15 protein-coding genes are annotated in these 17,650 nt (G+C 56.2%); 14 read left to right on the top strand and 1 reads right to left on the bottom strand.

Features of this window, described 5'->3' with window-relative positions:
• Positions 1–80: 80 nt before the first annotated feature.
• The 14 genes from rplJ to gmhB all read left to right on the top strand — a co-directional run bounded on the left by rplJ (position 81) and on the right by gmhB (position 17,294).
• The gene (gene rplJ / locus PG892_RS05745) at positions 81–581 is read left to right on the top strand and encodes a 50S ribosomal protein L10 (RefSeq protein ID WP_005339895.1); all 501 of its coding nucleotides are present in this window, start codon (positions 81–83) and stop codon (positions 579–581) included.
• A gap of 51 nt (positions 582–632) precedes the next feature.
• Positions 633–998, top strand: a complete 366-nt coding sequence (rplL, locus tag PG892_RS05740; protein WP_010675957.1) for a 50S ribosomal protein L7/L12 — start codon at positions 633–635, stop codon at positions 996–998.
• Between the two features lie 223 nt (positions 999–1,221).
• Positions 1,222–5,250, top strand: coding sequence for a DNA-directed RNA polymerase subunit beta (gene rpoB / locus PG892_RS05735; RefSeq protein ID WP_010675956.1), 4,029 nt, complete (start codon positions 1,222–1,224; stop codon positions 5,248–5,250).
• A 91-nt stretch (positions 5,251–5,341) separates the two neighbouring features.
• Positions 5,342–9,646: a DNA-directed RNA polymerase subunit beta' gene (gene rpoC / locus PG892_RS05730; RefSeq protein ID WP_010675955.1), complete on the top strand. Its 4,305-nt coding sequence runs from the start codon at positions 5,342–5,344 to the stop codon at positions 9,644–9,646.
• 197 nt (positions 9,647–9,843) lie between these two features.
• Complete coding sequence (locus PG892_RS05725) at positions 9,844–10,560, top strand: helix-turn-helix transcriptional regulator (RefSeq protein ID WP_010675954.1); 717 nt, start codon at positions 9,844–9,846, stop codon at positions 10,558–10,560.
• 26 nt (positions 10,561–10,586) lie between these two features.
• Positions 10,587–10,967, top strand: coding sequence for a RidA family protein (locus tag PG892_RS05720; protein ID WP_010675953.1), 381 nt, complete (start codon positions 10,587–10,589; stop codon positions 10,965–10,967).
• Positions 10,968–11,053: 86 nt separating this feature from the next.
• Entirely contained in the window at positions 11,054–11,446 is a 393-nt protein-coding gene (gene tusD, locus PG892_RS05715; RefSeq protein ID WP_043153907.1) for a sulfurtransferase complex subunit TusD, read from the top strand.
• A gap of 9 nt (positions 11,447–11,455) precedes the next feature.
• Positions 11,456–11,812 carry a sulfurtransferase complex subunit TusC gene (gene tusC, locus PG892_RS05710; RefSeq protein ID WP_029314860.1) on the top strand — a complete coding sequence of 119 codons (357 nt, stop codon included), beginning with the start codon at positions 11,456–11,458 and terminating at the stop codon, positions 11,810–11,812.
• Positions 11,813–11,819: 7 nt separating this feature from the next.
• A complete protein-coding gene (tusB, locus tag PG892_RS05705; protein ID WP_201873115.1) occupies positions 11,820–12,098 on the top strand; it encodes a sulfurtransferase complex subunit TusB in 279 nt (92 codons plus the stop codon).
• Positions 12,099–12,280: 182 nt separating this feature from the next.
• A complete protein-coding gene (rpsL, locus tag PG892_RS05700; protein WP_005306278.1) occupies positions 12,281–12,655 on the top strand; it encodes a 30S ribosomal protein S12 in 375 nt (124 codons plus the stop codon).
• A gap of 93 nt (positions 12,656–12,748) precedes the next feature.
• Positions 12,749–13,219, top strand: coding sequence for a 30S ribosomal protein S7 (gene rpsG, locus PG892_RS05695; RefSeq protein ID WP_010675949.1), 471 nt, complete (start codon positions 12,749–12,751; stop codon positions 13,217–13,219).
• Positions 13,220–13,294: 75 nt separating this feature from the next.
• On the top strand, positions 13,295–15,400 hold the full coding sequence (gene fusA, locus PG892_RS05690) for an elongation factor G (RefSeq protein WP_010675948.1): 2,106 nt from the start codon (positions 13,295–13,297) through the stop codon (positions 15,398–15,400).
• A 54-nt stretch (positions 15,401–15,454) separates the two neighbouring features.
• Positions 15,455–16,639, top strand: a complete 1,185-nt coding sequence (gene tuf / locus PG892_RS05685) for an elongation factor Tu (RefSeq protein ID WP_005306325.1) — start codon at positions 15,455–15,457, stop codon at positions 16,637–16,639.
• Positions 16,640–16,751: 112 nt separating this feature from the next.
• On the top strand, positions 16,752–17,294 hold the full coding sequence (gmhB, locus tag PG892_RS05680) for a D-glycero-beta-D-manno-heptose 1,7-bisphosphate 7-phosphatase (protein WP_168968340.1): 543 nt from the start codon (positions 16,752–16,754) through the stop codon (positions 17,292–17,294).
• Between the two features lie 91 nt (positions 17,295–17,385).
• On the opposite strand, the gene PG892_RS05675 is transcribed toward gmhB, so the two are convergent.
• The coding region (locus PG892_RS05675) for a hypothetical protein (protein WP_270825218.1) at positions 17,386–17,650 on the bottom strand (265 nt) is incomplete at its 5' end.

Here is a 17,650-nt window from a genome sequence, read left to right as displayed (position 1 = left end):
CGTTCCCCTCTGTTGTAAAGGTAGGGGGGATGTGTCAGTACTGGGTCAACAGACCCGGATTCAATCCAGGAGTTAAGCCAATGGCATTGGGACTCGAAGACAAAAAGGCAATTGTTGCTGAAGTCAACGAAGCTGCCAAAGGCGCTCTTTCTGCAGTTGTAGCCGATTCTCGCGGCGTCACTGTAGACAAGATGACCGTCCTGCGTAAGACCGCTCGTGAAGCTGGTGTGTACATGCGCGTTGTGCGTAACACCCTGCTGCGTCGCGCGGTAGAAGGTACCGAATACGAGTGCCTGAACGACGCATTTACCGGTCCTACCTTGATTGCTTTCTCTAACGAACACCCGGGCGCTGCCGCTCGTCTGTTCAAAGAGTTTGCCAAAGCGAACCAAAAGTTCGAAATCAAGGCTGGCGCTTTTAACGGTGAGTTTATCGCCGCAGCACAAATTGATCGTCTGGCCACGCTGCCGACTTACGAAGAAGCAATTGCGAAGTTGATGGCTACCATGAAGGAAGCCTCTGCTGGCAAGCTGGTTCGTACTATCGCTGCTGTTCGCGACCAGAAACAAGCTGCTGCTTGATTCTCGCCTATCTAGGCTGTTTGAGTTTATTCAACATCAGGAATTTTTGTCATGTCTATCACTAAAGACCAAATCATCGAAGCCGTTGCTTCCATGTCCGTAATGGAAGTTGTTGAGCTGATCGAAGCTATGGAAGAGAAGTTCGGTGTTTCTGCCGCTGCTGCCGTCATGGCCGGCCCGGCTGCTGCTGAAGCAGTAGAAGAGAAGACCGAGTTCGACGTAGTTCTGACTGCTGCTGGCGCCAACAAAGTTGCCGTCATCAAGGCCGTTCGTGGCGCTACCGGTCTGGGCCTGAAAGAAGCCAAGGACCTGGTAGAAGCTGCTCCGACCAATCTGAAAGAAGCCGTGTCCAAGGACGAAGCTGAAGCTCTGAAGAAAGAGCTGGAAGCTGCCGGTGCTTCTGTTGAGATCAAATAATCTGCATTTATGTAGATTAGCCTGATAAAACAGGCTAAGGCTGGTGAATCTTTATTCACCAGCCTTTTTGCGCTGTAGACTGAGAGTATTTCACACCGTTCACGACTCTCGGTGCACCAGCAATCCGGACCGCCTCATCGTCCGGGCCAACACAAAACGGTGTTGAGACAGAGCTGTCCCGTGGGGACAGAGTGGGTCACTTATCAGCGAGCTGAGGAACCCTATGGTTTACTCTTATACCGAAAAAAAACGCATACGTAAGGACTTCGGTAAGCGAGACCAGGTACTGGACACGCCTTATCTGTTGTCCATTCAGCTGGACTCCTTCAAGCAGTTCATCGAGGCTGACCCGGAAGGTGAGTACGGCCTAGAAGCCGCCTTCCGTAGCGTTTTCCCGATCACCAGTTACTCCGGTAGTGCTGAGCTTCAGTATGTCAGCTATCGCCTGGGTGAGCCGGTATTTGACGTAAAAGAATGCCAGATCCGTGGAGTGACCTACTCCGCGCCGCTGCGTGTCAAGCTTCGTATGGTTCTGTACGACCGTGAAGCAGCTGCCGGCACCGTCAAAGATATCAAGGAACAAGAAGTATACATGGGCGAGATTCCGCTCATGACCGAGAACGGCACCTTTGTCATCAATGGTACCGAACGGGTTATCGTCTCCCAGCTGCACCGCAGCCCGGGCGTCTTCTTCGACCACGATAAAGGCAAAACACATTCATCCGGTAAGGTACTGTATAACGCCCGCGTTATCCCCTACCGTGGCTCCTGGCTGGACTTCGAGTTCGATGCGAAAGACAACCTGTTTGTCCGTATCGACCGTCGTCGCAAACTGCCGGCCTCCATTATTCTGCGCGCCCTGGACTTCAGTTCCGAAGAAATCCTGGCCACCTTCTTCGAGACCATCGGTTTCGAGGTCAAGGATGGCAAGTTGATGATGGATCTGGTGCCCGAGCGCCTGCGTGGCGAGACCGCGACCTTCGACATCATTGCCAATGGCGCCGTGGTGGTTGAAACCGGTCGTCGTGTCACTGCCCGTCACATCCGTCAGCTGGAAAAAGACGGCATCACCCAGATCGAGGTGCCGGTAGAGTATGTTGTTGGCAAAGTTGCAGCCAAGAACTACGCGCACCCGCAGACTGGTGAGATGGTTGTCACTGCCAACCAGGCGCTGAGCCTGGAAGCGGTTGCCAACCTGTCCCAAGCCGGCTTCAAGCACTTCGAGGTTCTGTTCACCAACGAACTGGATCACGGTGCCTACATGTCCGAGACCCTGCGTATCGACTCCAGCTCCAGCCGCCTGGAAGCCCTGGTCGAGATCTATCGCATGATGCGTCCGGGCGAGCCGCCCACTCGTGAAGCGGCCGAGCAGCTGTTCGAGAACCTGTTCTTCTCTTCCGAGCGTTACGACCTGTCTACCGTAGGTCGGATGAAGTTCAACCGCCGTCTGGGTCGTGAAGACGAGACCGGCGTTGGCGTGCTGACCAAAGACGATATCGTCGAGGTCATGAAGCGCCTGATCGACATCCGTAACGGTAACGACGAAGTGGACGATATCGACCACCTGGGTAACCGTCGTATTCGTTCCGTCGGTGAAATGGCCGAGAACCAGTTCCGTGTCGGTCTGGTCCGTGTCGAGCGTGCGGTGAAGGAGCGCCTGTCTCTGGGCGATCTGGACACCCTGATGCCGCAGGATCTGATCAACGCCAAGCCGATCTCCGCCGCGGTCAAAGAGTTCTTCGGTTCCAGCCAGCTGTCCCAGTTCATGGACCAGAACAACCCGCTGTCCGAAGTGACCCACAAGCGCCGTATCTCCGCGCTGGGCCCGGGCGGTCTGACCCGTGAGCGTGCCGGTTTCGAAGTTCGAGACGTACACCCGACCCACTACGGTCGTCTGTGCCCCATCGAAACGCCGGAAGGTCCGAACATCGGTCTGATCAACTCGCTGTCCGTGTATTCCCGCACCAACGAGTACGGTTTCCTCGAGACCCCGTACCGCAAGGTGATCGACGGTGTGATCACCGACGAAGTGGATTACCTGTCTGCGATTGAAGAAGGCAAGTACGTGATCGCACAGGCCAACGCCGCGACCACCGAAGATGGCCGTCTGAAAGATGAATTGATCCCGTGCCGTCACAAAGGTGAATCCACCTTTATGAACGCCGACCAGATCCAGTACATGGACGTGAGCCCGCAACAGATCGTCTCTGTGGCAGCGGCCCTGATCCCGTTCCTGGAACACGATGACGCGAACCGCGCATTGATGGGTTCAAACATGCAACGTCAGGCTGTACCGACCCTGCGCGCTGACAAGCCGCTGGTTGGTACCGGTATGGAACGCGCAGTGGCCGTTGACTCCGGTGTGACCGTAGTGGCCAAGCGTGGCGGCATGATCGACTATGTCGATGCCTCCCGTATCGTTATCAAGGTCAACGAAGATGAGCTGCTGCCTGGCGAAGCCGGCATCGACATCTACAGCCTGACCAAATACACCCGTTCCAACCAGAACACCTGTATCAACCAGCGTCCGTGCGTGATGTTGGGTGAGCCGGTGATGGCGGGCGATGTACTGGCAGACGGCCCGTCCACCGATCTCGGTGAACTGGCGTTGGGTCAGAACCTGCGCGTCGCGTTCATGCCGTGGAACGGTTACAACTTCGAAGACTCGATCCTGGTGAACGAGCGTGTTGTTCAGGAAGATCGCCTGACCACCATCCACATCCAGGAACTGGCCTGTATCTCCCGTGACACCAAGCTGGGTCCGGAAGAGATCACTGCTGACATCCCGAACGTGGGTGAAGCCGCTCTGTCCAAGCTGGACGAGTCCGGCATCGTCTACGTGGGTGCAGAAGTGAAGGGCGGCGATATCCTGGTCGGCAAGGTGACTCCGAAAGGTGAAACCCAGCTGACCCCGGAAGAGAAGCTGCTGCGCGCCATCTTCGGTGAGAAGGCGTCCGACGTGAAGGACTCCTCCCTGCGTGTACCGAACGGTGTGTACGGTACCGTGGTTGACGTGCAGGTCTTTACCCGCGATGGCGTGGAAAAAGACAAGCGCGCCAAAGAAATCGAAGAGATGCAGTTGAAGGAAGCGAAGAAGGACTTGACCGAAGAGTTCAAGATCCTGGAAGACGGCATTTTCGGCCGTTCCCGCAACCTGCTGCTGGCCGCCGGTTACAGCGAAGATCGTCTGAACAAGCTCGATCGTTCCAAGTGGTTTGAGCTGGCCATCGAAGATGAAGCCAAGCAAATCGAGCTGGAGCAGATCGCTGAACAGCACGTTGAGCTGAAGGCCGAGTTCGACAAGAAATTCGAGAACAAGCGTCGCAAGATCATCCAGGGCGATGACCTGGCGCCGGGCGTACTGAAGATCGTCAAGGTCTATCTGGCCGTCAAGCGTCGCATCCAGCCGGGTGACAAGATGGCGGGCCGTCACGGTAACAAGGGTGTTATCTCCAAGATCTGTCCGGTCGAGGATATGCCTCATGACGAGTACGGCCGTCCGGTCGACATCGTACTGAACCCGCTGGGTGTACCGTCTCGTATGAACATCGGTCAGATCCTCGAAGTGCACCTGGGCCTCGCGGCCAAGGGCATCGGCGAGAAGATCGACCGCATGATCAAAGAACAGCGCGAGCTGCACGAGATGCGCGAGTTCCTGCAACAGGTTTATGACCTGGGCGAAAAGGACTCCCAGCAAGTGAACATTGCCGAACTGTCTGACGACGACGTGCGTACCCTGGTGGGTAACCTGCGTAAGGGTCTGCCGGTGGCTACACCTGTCTTTGATGGTGCCAAAGAGCGTGAAATCAAAGCCTTGCTGAAGCTGGCCGATCTGCCGGAATCCGGTCAGATCTCCCTGTTCGACGGTCGTACCGGTAACGCCTTCGAGCGCAAGGTCACCGTGGGTTACATGTACATGCTGAAGCTGAACCACCTGGTAGACGACAAGATGCACGCGCGTTCTACCGGTTCCTACAGCCTGGTTACCCAGCAGCCGCTGGGTGGTAAGGCGCAGTTCGGTGGTCAGCGGTTCGGTGAGATGGAAGTGTGGGCCCTGGAGGCTTACGGTGCGGCATATACCCTGCAGGAAATGCTGACCGTCAAGTCTGACGATGTGAACGGCCGTACCAAGATGTACAAGAACATCGTGGATGGCGACCACCGTATGGAGCCGGGCATGCCCGAATCCTTCAACGTATTGCTGAAGGAAATCCGCTCTCTGGGTATCAACATCGAGCTGGACGAAGAGTAAGAGCTCGCTCTTATTGTTCGAGAATTGACGTGGGCGCCCCGCTGTTTCGGCAGCCGGGGCGCCGAGGTTAGACTCCTGACAGGGGAAACACGTGAAAGACTTACTCAAGTTTTTGAAGGCTCAGACCAAGACCGAAGAGTTTGACAGTATCAAGATCGGTCTGGCCTCTCCTGACATGATCCGCTCCTGGTCATTCGGTGAGGTCAAAAAGCCTGAGACCATCAACTACCGGACTTTCAAGCCGGAGCGTGATGGTCTGTTCTGCGCCCGTATCTTCGGACCGGTGAAGGACTACGAGTGTCTGTGCGGCAAGTACAAGCGCCTGAAACACCGTGGTGTGATCTGCGAGAAGTGCGGTGTAGAAGTGACCCAGACCAAGGTCCGTCGTGAGCGCATGGGCCACATCGAGCTGGCCAGCCCGACTGCCCACATCTGGTTCCTGAAGTCCCTGCCGTCCCGTATCGGTCTGCTGCTGGACATGACCCTGCGTGACATCGAGCGCGTGCTGTATTTCGAATCCTATGTAGTGATCGAACCCGGCATGACCAACCTCGAGCGCAGCCAGATGCTGTCCGAAGAGAACTATCTGGACGCACTGGAAGAGTGGGGCGACGAATTCGACGCCAAGATGGGTGCCGAGGCCATTCTGGCTCTGCTGCGCGCCATCGATCTGGAAGGCGAAGTCAAAGCCATGCGTGAGGAGCTGGATCAGACCAACTCCGAGACCAAGCGCAAGAAGACCACCAAGCGTCTGAAGCTGATGGAAGCCTTCCTGCAATCCGGCAACAAGCCGGAGTGGATGATCATGACAGTGCTGCCCGTGCTGCCGCCGGACCTGCGTCCGCTGGTACCGCTGGACGGCGGCCGTTTCGCGACCTCCGATCTGAACGATCTGTACCGTCGCGTGATCAACCGTAACAACCGCTTGAAGCGTCTGCTGGACCTGGCTGCGCCGGACATCATCGTGCGCAACGAAAAGCGCATGCTGCAAGAGTCCGTGGATGCCCTGCTGGACAACGGCCGTCGTGGTCGTGCCATCACCGGTTCCAACAAGCGCCCGCTGAAATCCCTGGCCGACATGATCAAGGGTAAGCAAGGTCGTTTCCGTCAGAACCTGCTGGGTAAGCGTGTCGACTACTCTGGTCGTTCCGTTATCACCGTAGGTCCGACCCTGCGTCTGCATCAGTGCGGTCTGCCGAAGAAGATGGCACTTGAGCTGTTCAAGCCCTTCATCTACGGCAAGCTGGAATCCCGCGGTCTGGCGACCACGATCAAGGCCGCCAAGAAGATGGTGGAGCGCGAAGAAGCCGTCGTCTGGGACATCCTGGACGAAGTGATCCGCGAACACCCGGTTCTGCTGAACCGTGCACCGACCCTGCACCGTCTGGGTATCCAGGCGTTTGAACCGACCCTGATCGAAGGGAAGGCCATCCAGCTGCACCCGCTCGTTTGTGCCGCCTATAACGCGGACTTCGACGGTGACCAGATGGCGGTCCACGTACCGCTGACCCTGGAAGCCCAGCTGGAAGCGCGCGCCCTGATGATGTCCACCAACAACATCCTGTCGCCTGCCTCCGGTGAGCCGATCATCGTTCCTTCCCAGGACGTGGTCTTGGGTCTGTACTACATGACCCGTGCCCGTATCAACGCCAAAGGCGAAGGTATGGTGCTGTCCGGTCCTAAAGAGGCCGAGAAGGTCTACCGTGCCGGTCTGGCCGACCTGCATGCTCGCGTCAAGTGCCGCATCACCGAGTACGTGAAGAACGAAGCCGGTGAGCTAGTTGCCAAGACCGAGATGAAGAACACCACCGTTGGTCGTGCGATCCTGAGCCTGATCCTGCCCAAAGGCATGGAATACGCGCTGATCGACGAGCCCAAGGTACTGACTGCTGCAGAGCAGGCTGACCTGGACGCCAACCCGCAGAACTGGATCAAGTGCGTCTCCAACAAGGCGCTGGGCAAAAAGCTCATCTCCCGTCTGCTGAACACCTGCTATCGCAAGCAGGGCCTGAAGGATACCGTCATCTTCGCTGACCAGCTGATGTATACCGGTTTCCACTACGCGGCCCTGTCCGGTGCCTCTGTTGGTATCGATGACATGGTCATCCCGGATGCCAAGAAAGACATCATCGCTGCTGCAGAAGCCGAAGTTGCCGAGATCCAGGACCAGTTCCTGTCCGGTCTGGTGACCGCGGGCGAACGTTACAACAAGGTTATCGATATCTGGGCCAGCGCGAACGATCGCGTCTCCAAGGCCATGATGGACAACCTTTCCAAGGAGCGTAACGTCAACTCCCTGGGCGATGAGGAAGAGCAAGCCTCCTTCAACAGTATCTTCATGATGGCCGACTCTGGTGCGCGGGGCTCCGCCGCCCAGATCCGTCAGCTGGCCGGTATGCGTGGCCTGATGGCGAAGCCGGATGGCTCCATCATCGAGACGCCGATCGTGGCGAACTTCCGTGAAGGTCTGAACGTACTGCAGTACTTCATCTCCACTCACGGTGCTCGTAAAGGTCTGGCGGATACCGCACTGAAGACAGCGAACTCCGGTTACCTGACCCGTCGTCTGGTTGACGTGGCCCAGGACATGGTGATCACCGAGGACGATTGCGGCACTACCGACGGTCTGTGGATGACTCCGCTGATCGAGGGTGGCGACGTGGTCGAGCCGCTGCGTGAGCGCGTGTTGGGTCGTGTGGTGGCCGAAGACGTGATCAAGCCGGGTACCGAGGATGAAGTGCTGGTAGCGCGCAACACCCTGCTCGACGAGCAGCTGTGTGACCTGCTGGAGCGCAACTCCGTCGACCGCGTGAAGGTACGTTCTGCCATCACCTGTGAGACCGACTTCGGTAACTGTGCTCACTGCTACGGCCGTGATCTGGCCCGTGGTCACCTGGTTAACAAGGGTGAGGCTGTCGGTGTTATCGCCGCTCAGTCCATCGGTGAACCGGGTACCCAGCTGACGATGCGTACCTTCCACATCGGTGGTGCCGCGTCCCGAGCGGCTGCCGAGAGCAGCATCCAGGTGAAGAACACCGGTAGCATCAAGTTGCAGAACGCCAAGTTCGTTCTGAACAACTCTGACAAGCTGGTTATCACCTCCCGTTCTACCGAGCTGACCATCATGGACGAGATGGGCCGTACCAAGGAAAGCCACAAGCTGCCTTACGGTTCCGTGCTGGAAGTGAAGGATGGCGAAGCGGTGAACGCCGGTGATACCGTCGCGAACTGGGACCCGCACACCCACCCGATCATCACCGAAGTGGCGGGTCGCCTGCACTTCGAACACATGATCGACGGTGTGACCATCACTCGTCAGACCGACGAGCTGACCGGTCTCTCTTCCATCGTCGTGCTGGATGTCAACGAGCGTCCGAGCGCCGGTAAAGAGATGCGTCCGACCGTGAAACTGGTCGACCTGAATGGCAAGGATGTGATGATCCCGGGCACCGACGTTCCCGCCCAGTACTTCCTGCCGGGCAAGGCGATCGTGAACCTGGAAGATGGTGCCAACGTGGGCGTGGGTGACGCGGTTGCGCGTATCCCCCAAGAGTCCAGTGGTACCAAGGACATCACCGGTGGTCTGCCGCGCGTTGCGGATCTGTTCGAAGCACGTCAGCCGAAAGAGCCGGCCATCCTGGCCGAGATCTCCGGTACCATCTCCTTCGGGAAAGAGACCAAGGGCAAACGTCGTCTGGTCATCACCCCGACCGATGGTGGCGAGATCTATGAAGAGATGATTCCGAAATGGCGTCACCTCAACGTGTTCGAAGGTGAAAAAGTTGAGAAGGGTGAAGTGCTGGCGGACGGTCCCGAGTCTGCTCACGATATCCTGCGTCTGCGCGGTATCAGCCCGGTCGCCAACTACATCGCCAACGAAGTGCAGGACGTTTACCGTCTGCAAGGCGTTAAGATCAACGACAAGCACATCGAAGTCATCGTGCGTCAGATGCTTCGCAAGTGCGAGATCCTGAGCGCTGGCGACACCGACCTGATCGAAGGTGAACAGGTTGAAGTGGCCCGTGTGAAGATTGCCAACCGTAAACTGGTTGCCGAAGGGAAGACCCCGGCTACCTACCGTCATATTCTGATGGGTATTACCAAGGCGTCTCTGAGCACCGAGTCCTTCATCTCCGCGGCTTCCTTCCAGGAAACCACCCGCGTGCTGACCGAAGCGGCCGTGGGTGGCAAGCGCGATGAACTGCGCGGCCTGAAAGAGAACGTGATCGTGGGTCGTCTGATCCCGGCGGGTACCGGCTTTGCCTACCACCACAGCCGGATCAACCAGCGTGCCGCCGCAGCCCGTGCTGTCGGTGTGCCGCAGGTGACTGCCGATGAAGCTCAGCAAAACCTGGCGGATCTGCTCAACGCAGCCGGCAGTTTTGACGAAGAGTAATCTTCCGCTGCAGTGCTTGAAAAGGGCCCCTTCTAGGGGCCCTTTTTTTATTTCCCATCCGGCGCCCAGCGTGCACTGGGCTGGGGCAGGGGGATGATCCAGTGCAAGGTTATAGAGCAAAAAATCAAAAAAAGTTGACATTGCCCCGTCGCAACTGAAAACTCGGGAAAGTTGAATGGGTATTACAGGGGTAGAACATGGCTGTCGGTATCGAGGAAGTACTGCTTCCCGAAGAGCAACTGAGCGGTCGCGCTTTTACAGACGAAGACAGGGAGCTGTTGCGTTCATATGGGGGCCTTATCGAAGGCCTGGCCGATCTGTTCGGCAAGCACTGCGAGGTGGTGCTCCACTCCCTGGAAAATCTGCATGAGTCCGTGATCCAAATCGCGAATGGTTTCAATACGGGTCGAACTCTGGGGGCGCCGATCACCGATCTCGCCCTGCGGATGCTCAAGGACATCGAGAGCACGGGTCAGGATCACACCCAGAGTTATTTTGCCCGCAGTCGGACCGGTGCCTTGATGAAGTCGAGCACCATCGCCATCCGTAACCGCGACAAGCAGGTGATCGGCCTTATCTGCATCAATTTGCACATCAATGCGCCTTTCCACGAGTTCGTGGCCGAATTCTTCCCGACACCACAGCAGGTGGAGCGGCAATCACCGGAAACCTTCGCCAACAGCGTCGAAGAGCTGGTTGCCCAGACGGTGGACAACACCATCGACGAGATCAATCGTGATCCCTCCGTGGCCAACAATGCCAAGAACCGTTTTATCGTGACCCAGTTGTTCGAGAAGGGCATATTTGATATCAAGGATTCGATCAACCTGGTCGCCGACAAGCTGAATATTTCCAAACATACCGTGTATCTCTACATCCGACAGCGCAAGCAGGGTGAAGAAGAGAGCGAGTAAGCGCCATAGATAGGGGATAGATAACAATGGCTAAAGAAGTGATTGCAACCGACAAGGCGCCTGCCGCAATTGGCCCTTATGTCCAGGCTACCAAGCTGGGTGAGCTGGTCTTTACCTCCGGGCAGATCCCGCTCGATCCGGCCACCATGGACATCGTTGCCGGTGGCATCGAGGCTCAGGCAGAGCAGGTGATGAAGAATCTGGTCGCAGTCTTGAAAGCCGCAGGGGCCGATACCAGCAAGGTGCTGAAGACCACCTGCTTCCTGAGTGACATGAACAACTTCGTGGCCTTCAACCAGGTGTATGCCCGCTACTTTGGCGAATCTGCTCCGGCACGTTCCTGCGTGGAGGTCGCTCGTCTGCCCAAGGATGTGCTGGTCGAAGTCGAAGCCATCGCTTACGTCTGAGCCTGTTTCATTGGAAAAGCCCCTCCCAGGAGGGGCTTTTGCGTCTATGAGGTAGAATGGATGCACCGCTGTGCAGGAGTGCGATCATGAGTCTGAATTTTGCTCTGCTGGTCACCGGGCCCGCCTATGGCACCCAGACGGCCAGCACGGCCTATCGTTTTGCCCTGAGTCTGGTCGAGCAGGGACACCGCTTGTCCCACCTCTTCTTCTATCAGGAGGGGGTGTGCAATGCCAATGGCCTCCATACGCCAGCCAGCGATGAGACCGACCTGGTGGCGTTGTGGCGCGAGTTGGCCATCCAGCAGGGCATCCGCATCGATGTGTGTGTGGCTGCGGCCATGCGCCGTGGCGTGCTGGATGAGCAGGAGGCCAAGGGAATGGGACGGGAGCATTTCAATCTGGAAGCACCATTCTGCCTGAGCGGGCTCGGTCAGTTGGCGGAAGCCGCACTGACCGCTGATCGCTTCGTTCAGTTCTAGGGGGACAAAATGACCAGAATAGCGTTTATCTCACGGCGTGGTCCCCATGGTTCGGCGAGTGGTCGGGAGGGGCTGGATGCTCTGCTGGCCACCTCTGCATTGACGGAGTCCCTGGCACTCTTTCTGGTGGGGGATGGCGTGATGCAACTGGTGAGGGAGCAATCACCACATGCCATATTGCAGCGTCACTACGCCCCGACATTCAAGATGCTGGAACTGTATGACATCGAGGAGATCTATGTCTGTGCGGTGTCACTGGCTGAGCGAGGACTGACGGCGGCGGATCTGCTAATCCCAGTTATTCCGCTCTCTCCTGCGGAAATTCGCCGTAGCTGGGCGGGTTTCACCACCCACATCTGCTTCTGAGGTGCCCGTGATACAGCTGATATTGAACTCTCCCTTCATGAGCCAGGATCTCGAGTTGGCGTTGCGTTACCGCATGGAAGGGGATCTGGTGGTGTTGATGCAGGATGCCGTGATGGCGGCTGCTGCCCCCGGTTGGTGCGAGCGCTTGGCAGAGGTCCCCCTGTACGTCATGAAGGAAGACCTGCAAGCGAGAGGTTTGTCACCCGGGATGGGTATGGAACTCGATATGCCGGGTTTGATCAGGTTGATCGCCGAGCACGGATCACCGCAGACCTGGGGCGCTTAGGTTTGGTTTTTCCTTTTTATCTCAGTTGCTTAGCATAATGTCATTCGACTGTCATTTGCCATTTCGGTGTGCAAATTGTATAAATCTTGACTCCCCAGACAACAGGGCATAAAATTTCGCGTCCCCGTATCTGCGGGGAGGATTTTTCACACGTTTATGAAGTCATTATCAGGAGCCTTTTGATGGCAACTATTAACCAGTTGGTTCGCAAGCCACGCATCAAGCTCGTTGTGAAAAGCAACGTGCCGGCGCTGGAAGCGTGCCCTCAGAAGCGTGGCGTATGCACCCGTGTATACACCACCACCCCGAAGAAGCCTAACTCTGCACTGCGTAAAGTATGCCGTGTACGTCTGACCAACGGCTTCGAAGTCACCTCCTACATCGGTGGTGAAGGTCACAACCTGCAAGAGCACTCTGTTGTTCTGATCCGTGGCGGTCGTGTAAAAGACTTGCCAGGTGTTCGTTATCACACCGTTCGTGGTGCGTTGGACTGTGCCGGTGTTAAAGACCGTAAGCAGGCTCGCTCCAAGTACGGCGTGAAGCGTCCGAAAGCTTAATGGTTCTCCGTTAAGTAAGGCCAAACGTTAATTCGTTTCTAGTTAGATAACTTTCTAGTTTTGGGTAACCCCTGAAGTTACGGAGAATTTGAAATGCCAAGACGTCGTGTTGTTGGTCAGCGTAAAATCCTGCCGGATCCCAAGTTCGGATCAGAGCTGCTGGCTAAATTTGTCAACGTAGTAATGGTTGACGGTAAGAAATCTGTTGCAGAAGCCATCGTATATGGCGCCCTGGACATCATTGCCACCAAATCTGGCAAAGAGCACCTGGCCCTGTTCGAAGTCGCTCTGGACAACATTCGTCCGGCGGTCGAGGTTAAATCTCGTCGCGTCGGTGGTGCAACCTATCAGGTGCCGGTAGAAGTTCGTCCGGTACGTCGCAATGCTCTGGCAATGCGCTGGTTGGTTGATGCCGCTCGTAAACGTGGTGAAAAATCAATGGCTCAGCGTTTGGCTGGCGAGCTGCTGGATGCCGCTGACAATAAGGGTTCGTCTGTCAAGAAACGTGAAGACGTTCACCGTATGGCTGAAGCGAACAAGGCCTTCGCTCACTTCCGCTGGTAATCCGCTTGCGCAGGGTCTTCTGACTCTGCGCACCTTTAATTATCTGGGGACAAGCGCCCTAGTAAGAGGATGACAATGGCTCGTACAACCCCCATTGAGCGTTATCGTAATATCGGTATCTCCGCTCACATCGACGCCGGTAAGACTACTACTACCGAGCGCGTTCTGTTTTACACCGGTGTAAGTCACAAGATCGGTGAAGTTCACGATGGCGCCGCCACCATGGACTGGATGGAACAGGAACAAGAGCGTGGTATCACCATCACCTCCGCCGCGACCACCGCTTTCTGGTCCGGTATGGGTAAACAGTTCCAACCGCACCGTATCAACATCATCGATACCCCGGGCCACGTTGACTTTACTATCGAAGTAGAGCGTTCCATGCGTGTTCTGGATGGCGCCGTGATGGTGTACTGTGCCGTAGGTGGCGTACAGCCCCAGTCTGAAACCGTATGGCGTCAGGCTAACAAGTACAAGGTTCCCCGTATCGCGTTCGTCAACAAGATGGACCGTACCGGTGCCAACTTCCTGCGCTGCGTTGAGCACATCAAGACCCGTCTGAAAGGTAACCCGGTTCCTCTGCAACTGAACATCGGTTCCGAAGAGAACTTCAAGGGCGTTATCGACCTGGTCAAGATGAAAGCCATCAACTGGAGCGAAGCTGACCAGGGCGTATCCTTCGACTACGAAGACGTCCCGGCCGAGCTGCTGGAACAGGCGCAAGAAATGCGCATGAATCTGGTTGAAGCCGCTGCTGAAGCGTCTGAAGACCTGATGGAAAAATACCTGGGTGGTGAAGAACTGACTGAAGAAGAGATCAAGAAAGCTCTGCGTCAGCGTGTTCTGAACAACGAAATCATCCTGGTTACCTGTGGTTCCGCGTTCAAGAACAAGGGCGTACAGGCCATGCTGGATGCCGTGGTCGAGTACCTGCCGGCTCCGACCGACGTTGCTGCTATCGACGGTCTGAAGCTGGATGGCGAGACCAAGGACGAGCGTCACGCTTCCGATGACGAGCCGTTCTCTGCTCTGGCATTCAAGATTGCTACCGACCCGTTCGTGGGCAACCTGACCTTCTTCCGTGTTTACTCCGGTGTGGTCAACTCCGGTGACTCCGTGCTGAACTCCGTTAAAGAGAAGCGCGAGCGTTTCGGCCGTATCGTTCAGATGCATGCCAACAAGCGTGAAGAGATCAAAGAAGTTCGCGCAGGCGACATCGCTGCTGCCATCGGCCTGAAGGACGTCACCACCGGTGATACCCTGTGTGACGAAAGCGCACCGATCATCCTGGAGCGTATGGAATTCCCGGAGCCGGTAATCTCCATCGCCGTTGAGCCGAAATCCAAGGCTGACCAGGAGAAGATGGGTCTGGCTCTGGGCCGTCTGGCTCAGGAAGATCCGTCCTTCCGCGTATGGACCGACGAAGAATCTGGTCAAACCATCATCGCCGGTATGGGTGAGCTGCACCTGGACATCATCGTTGACCGTATGCGTCGCGAGTTCAAGGTAGAAGCCAACGTAGGTAAGCCGCAGGTTGCCTACCGTGAAACCATCCGCAACACCGTCAAGGACATCGAAGGCAAGCATGCCAAGCAGTCCGGTGGTCGTGGTCAGTACGGTCACGTCGTTATCGACATGTACCCGCTGGAAGAAGGCAAAGCCTACGAATTCGTCAACGACATCAAGGGTGGCGTGATTCCGGGCGAATTCATCCCGGGTGTTGACAAGGGTATCCGCGAGCAGCTGAAGTCCGGCCCGCTGGCAGGCTATCCGGTAATGGATCTGGGTGTGCGTCTGCACTTCGGTTCCTACCACGATGTCGACTCTTCCGAACTGGCGTTCAAGATCGCTGCTTCTCTGGCGTTCAAGGCTGGCTTCATGAAGGCCAACCCGGTACTGCTCGAACCGATCATGAAGGTCGAAGTCGAGACTCCGGAAGACTACATGGGCGACGTGATCGGTGACCTGAACCGTCGTCGCGGCCTGATCGAAGGCATGGAAGATGGCCCGTCCGGCAAGATCGTACGTGCGCTGGTGCCGCTGGCCGAAATGTTCGGTTACGCCACCTCCCTGCGTTCTGCTACCCAGGGTCGTGCTTCTTACGCCATGGAATTCGCCAAGTATCACGATGCCCCGACCAACGTCGCCCAGGCCGTGATCGAAGAGCGCAAATCCAAGTAATTTAAGATTCCCCGCCTACGACGGTAGGCGGGTTTAACCTAGAAGGACTACGTCGTGTCTAAAGAAAAATTTGAGCGTAATAAACCGCACGTAAACGTCGGCACCATCGGCCACGTTGACCACGGTAAAACCACCCTGACCGCCGCCATCACCAACGTGCTGGCCAAGCACTTCGGTGGTAAAGCTTTCGCCTTCGACCAGATCGACAAGGCGCCGGAAGAGCGTGAGCGTGGTATCACCATCAACACCTCCCACGTAGAATACGACACTGCTACCCGCCACTACGCTCACGTAGATTGCCCGGGTCACGCCGACTACGTTAAAAACATGATCACCGGTGCTGCCCAGATGGACGGCGCAATCCTGGTAGTAGCAGCGACTGACGGCCCGATGCCGCAGACTCGTGAACACATCCTGCTGGGTCGTCAGGTAGGCGTTCCGTACATCATCGTGTTCATGAACAAGTGCGACATGGTAGATGACGAAGAGCTGCTGGAACTGGTCGAGATGGAAGTTCGCGAACTGCTGTCCGAGTACGACTTCCCGGGTGATGACCTGCCGGTAGTCCGTGGTTCCGCACTGAAAGCGCTGGAAGGCGAAGCTCAGTGGGAAGAGAAGATCCTGGAACTGGCTGGCCACCTGGACACCTACATTCCGGAGCCGGAGCGTGCCATTGACCAGCCGTTCCTGATGCCTATCGAAGACGTGTTCTCCATCGCAGGCCGTGGTACCGTAGTAACCGGTCGTGTAGAGCGCGGTATCGTCAAGGTTGGTGAAGAAGTGGAAATCGTTGGTATCAAAGATACCACCAAGACCACCTGTACCGGCGTTGAAATGTTCCGCAAACTGCTGGACGAAGGTCGTGCAGGTGAGAACGTTGGCGCGCTGCTGCGTGGCGTGAAGCGTGAAGACGTAGAGCGTGGTCAGGTACTGGCCAAGCCGGGCACCATCAAGCCGCACACCAAGTTCGAATCCGAAGTGTACGTGCTGTCCAAGGAAGAAGGTGGTCGTCACACCCCGTTCTTCAAGGGCTACCGTCCGCAGTTCTACTTCCGTACTACCGACGTGACCGGTACCATCGAGCTGCCGGAAGGCGTAGAGATGGTCATGCCTGGCGACAACATCAAGATGGTTGTTACCCTGATTGCGCCGATCGCGATGGACGACGGCCTACGTTTCGCCATCCGTGAAGGTGGCCGTACCGTAGGTGCTGGTGTTGTAGCTAAAGTTATCGCTTAATCGATACTTTAAATACGCACATGAAAGGGGTGGCTTCGGCCACCCCTTTTACTTTTGGGGCTTTAAATGGCCTGTGAGATACTTTGCGAAATCATTGATAGAGGTCGTTTCTGTGAGCAAACCAGCCATTTTTCTGGATCGTGATGGTGTCATCAACGAAGACACCGGTTATGTCAGCAAGGTAGATGACTTCCACTTTTTGCCCGGGGTCATCGAAGCCCTGCAGCTGATGAAGAAGAAAGGGTATCTGCTGGTCGTTGTCACCAACCAGTCTGGTATCGCCCGCGGTTATTTCAGCGAAGATGATTTCATGAATCTGACCGAGTGGATGGATTGGTCATTGGCCGATCGCGACGTGGATCTCGATGGTATCTACTTCTGCCCGCATCATCCGGAGCATGGTGCTCCCTGTGACTGCCGCAAACCAGAACCGGGAATGTTGCTGCTTGCCAAGCAAGAACTGAACATCGATATGAGCCGCTCTTATATGGTGGGTGACAAGCCTTCCGATCTAAAAGCTGCCATCAATGCCGGGGTTGGTCACAAGATCATGGTCAGAACGGGCAAGCCGGTAACGGATGCTGGTGTCGAGCTGGCCGATGCCATCTATGACAATCTGCATGATTTTGCCGTAGCAGTCCCCACCGTGGGCTGATTTTGCTGGTTTTAAATGCTTTTTGGTGGCTTTGTGAGCGGTTGAATGATGAAAGCCATCTTTTTGCAATTATCTGCTTGCCAGAACGAACTCACTCCCTATAATGCGCCTCCATCGACACGGCAAGCGGCAATGCAAAGCCTAAGTCGGTAACCTCGAAAAGCCTGTCAAAATAAGGCTTGACTCGAGAAGGCGGTTGAGTAGAATGCCACTCCCGCAGCAGCCAAAAGCTGCGTCGCTCTTTAACAATTTGAATCAAGCAATCTGTGTGGGCACTCGCAGCATCGAGCATCAAAAAACAATTTTTGATTTTCAATGTCTGATGAAGTGACCAAAGCAACGAAAGTTGCAGCAGT

The organism is Aeromonas sp. QDB68, assembly GCF_027707405.1.
Classification (GTDB): domain Bacteria; phylum Pseudomonadota; class Gammaproteobacteria; order Enterobacterales; family Aeromonadaceae; genus Aeromonas; species Aeromonas caviae.
Note: the sequence above shows the minus strand (reverse complement) of the source record. Positions and strands in the feature narration are given on the sequence as shown.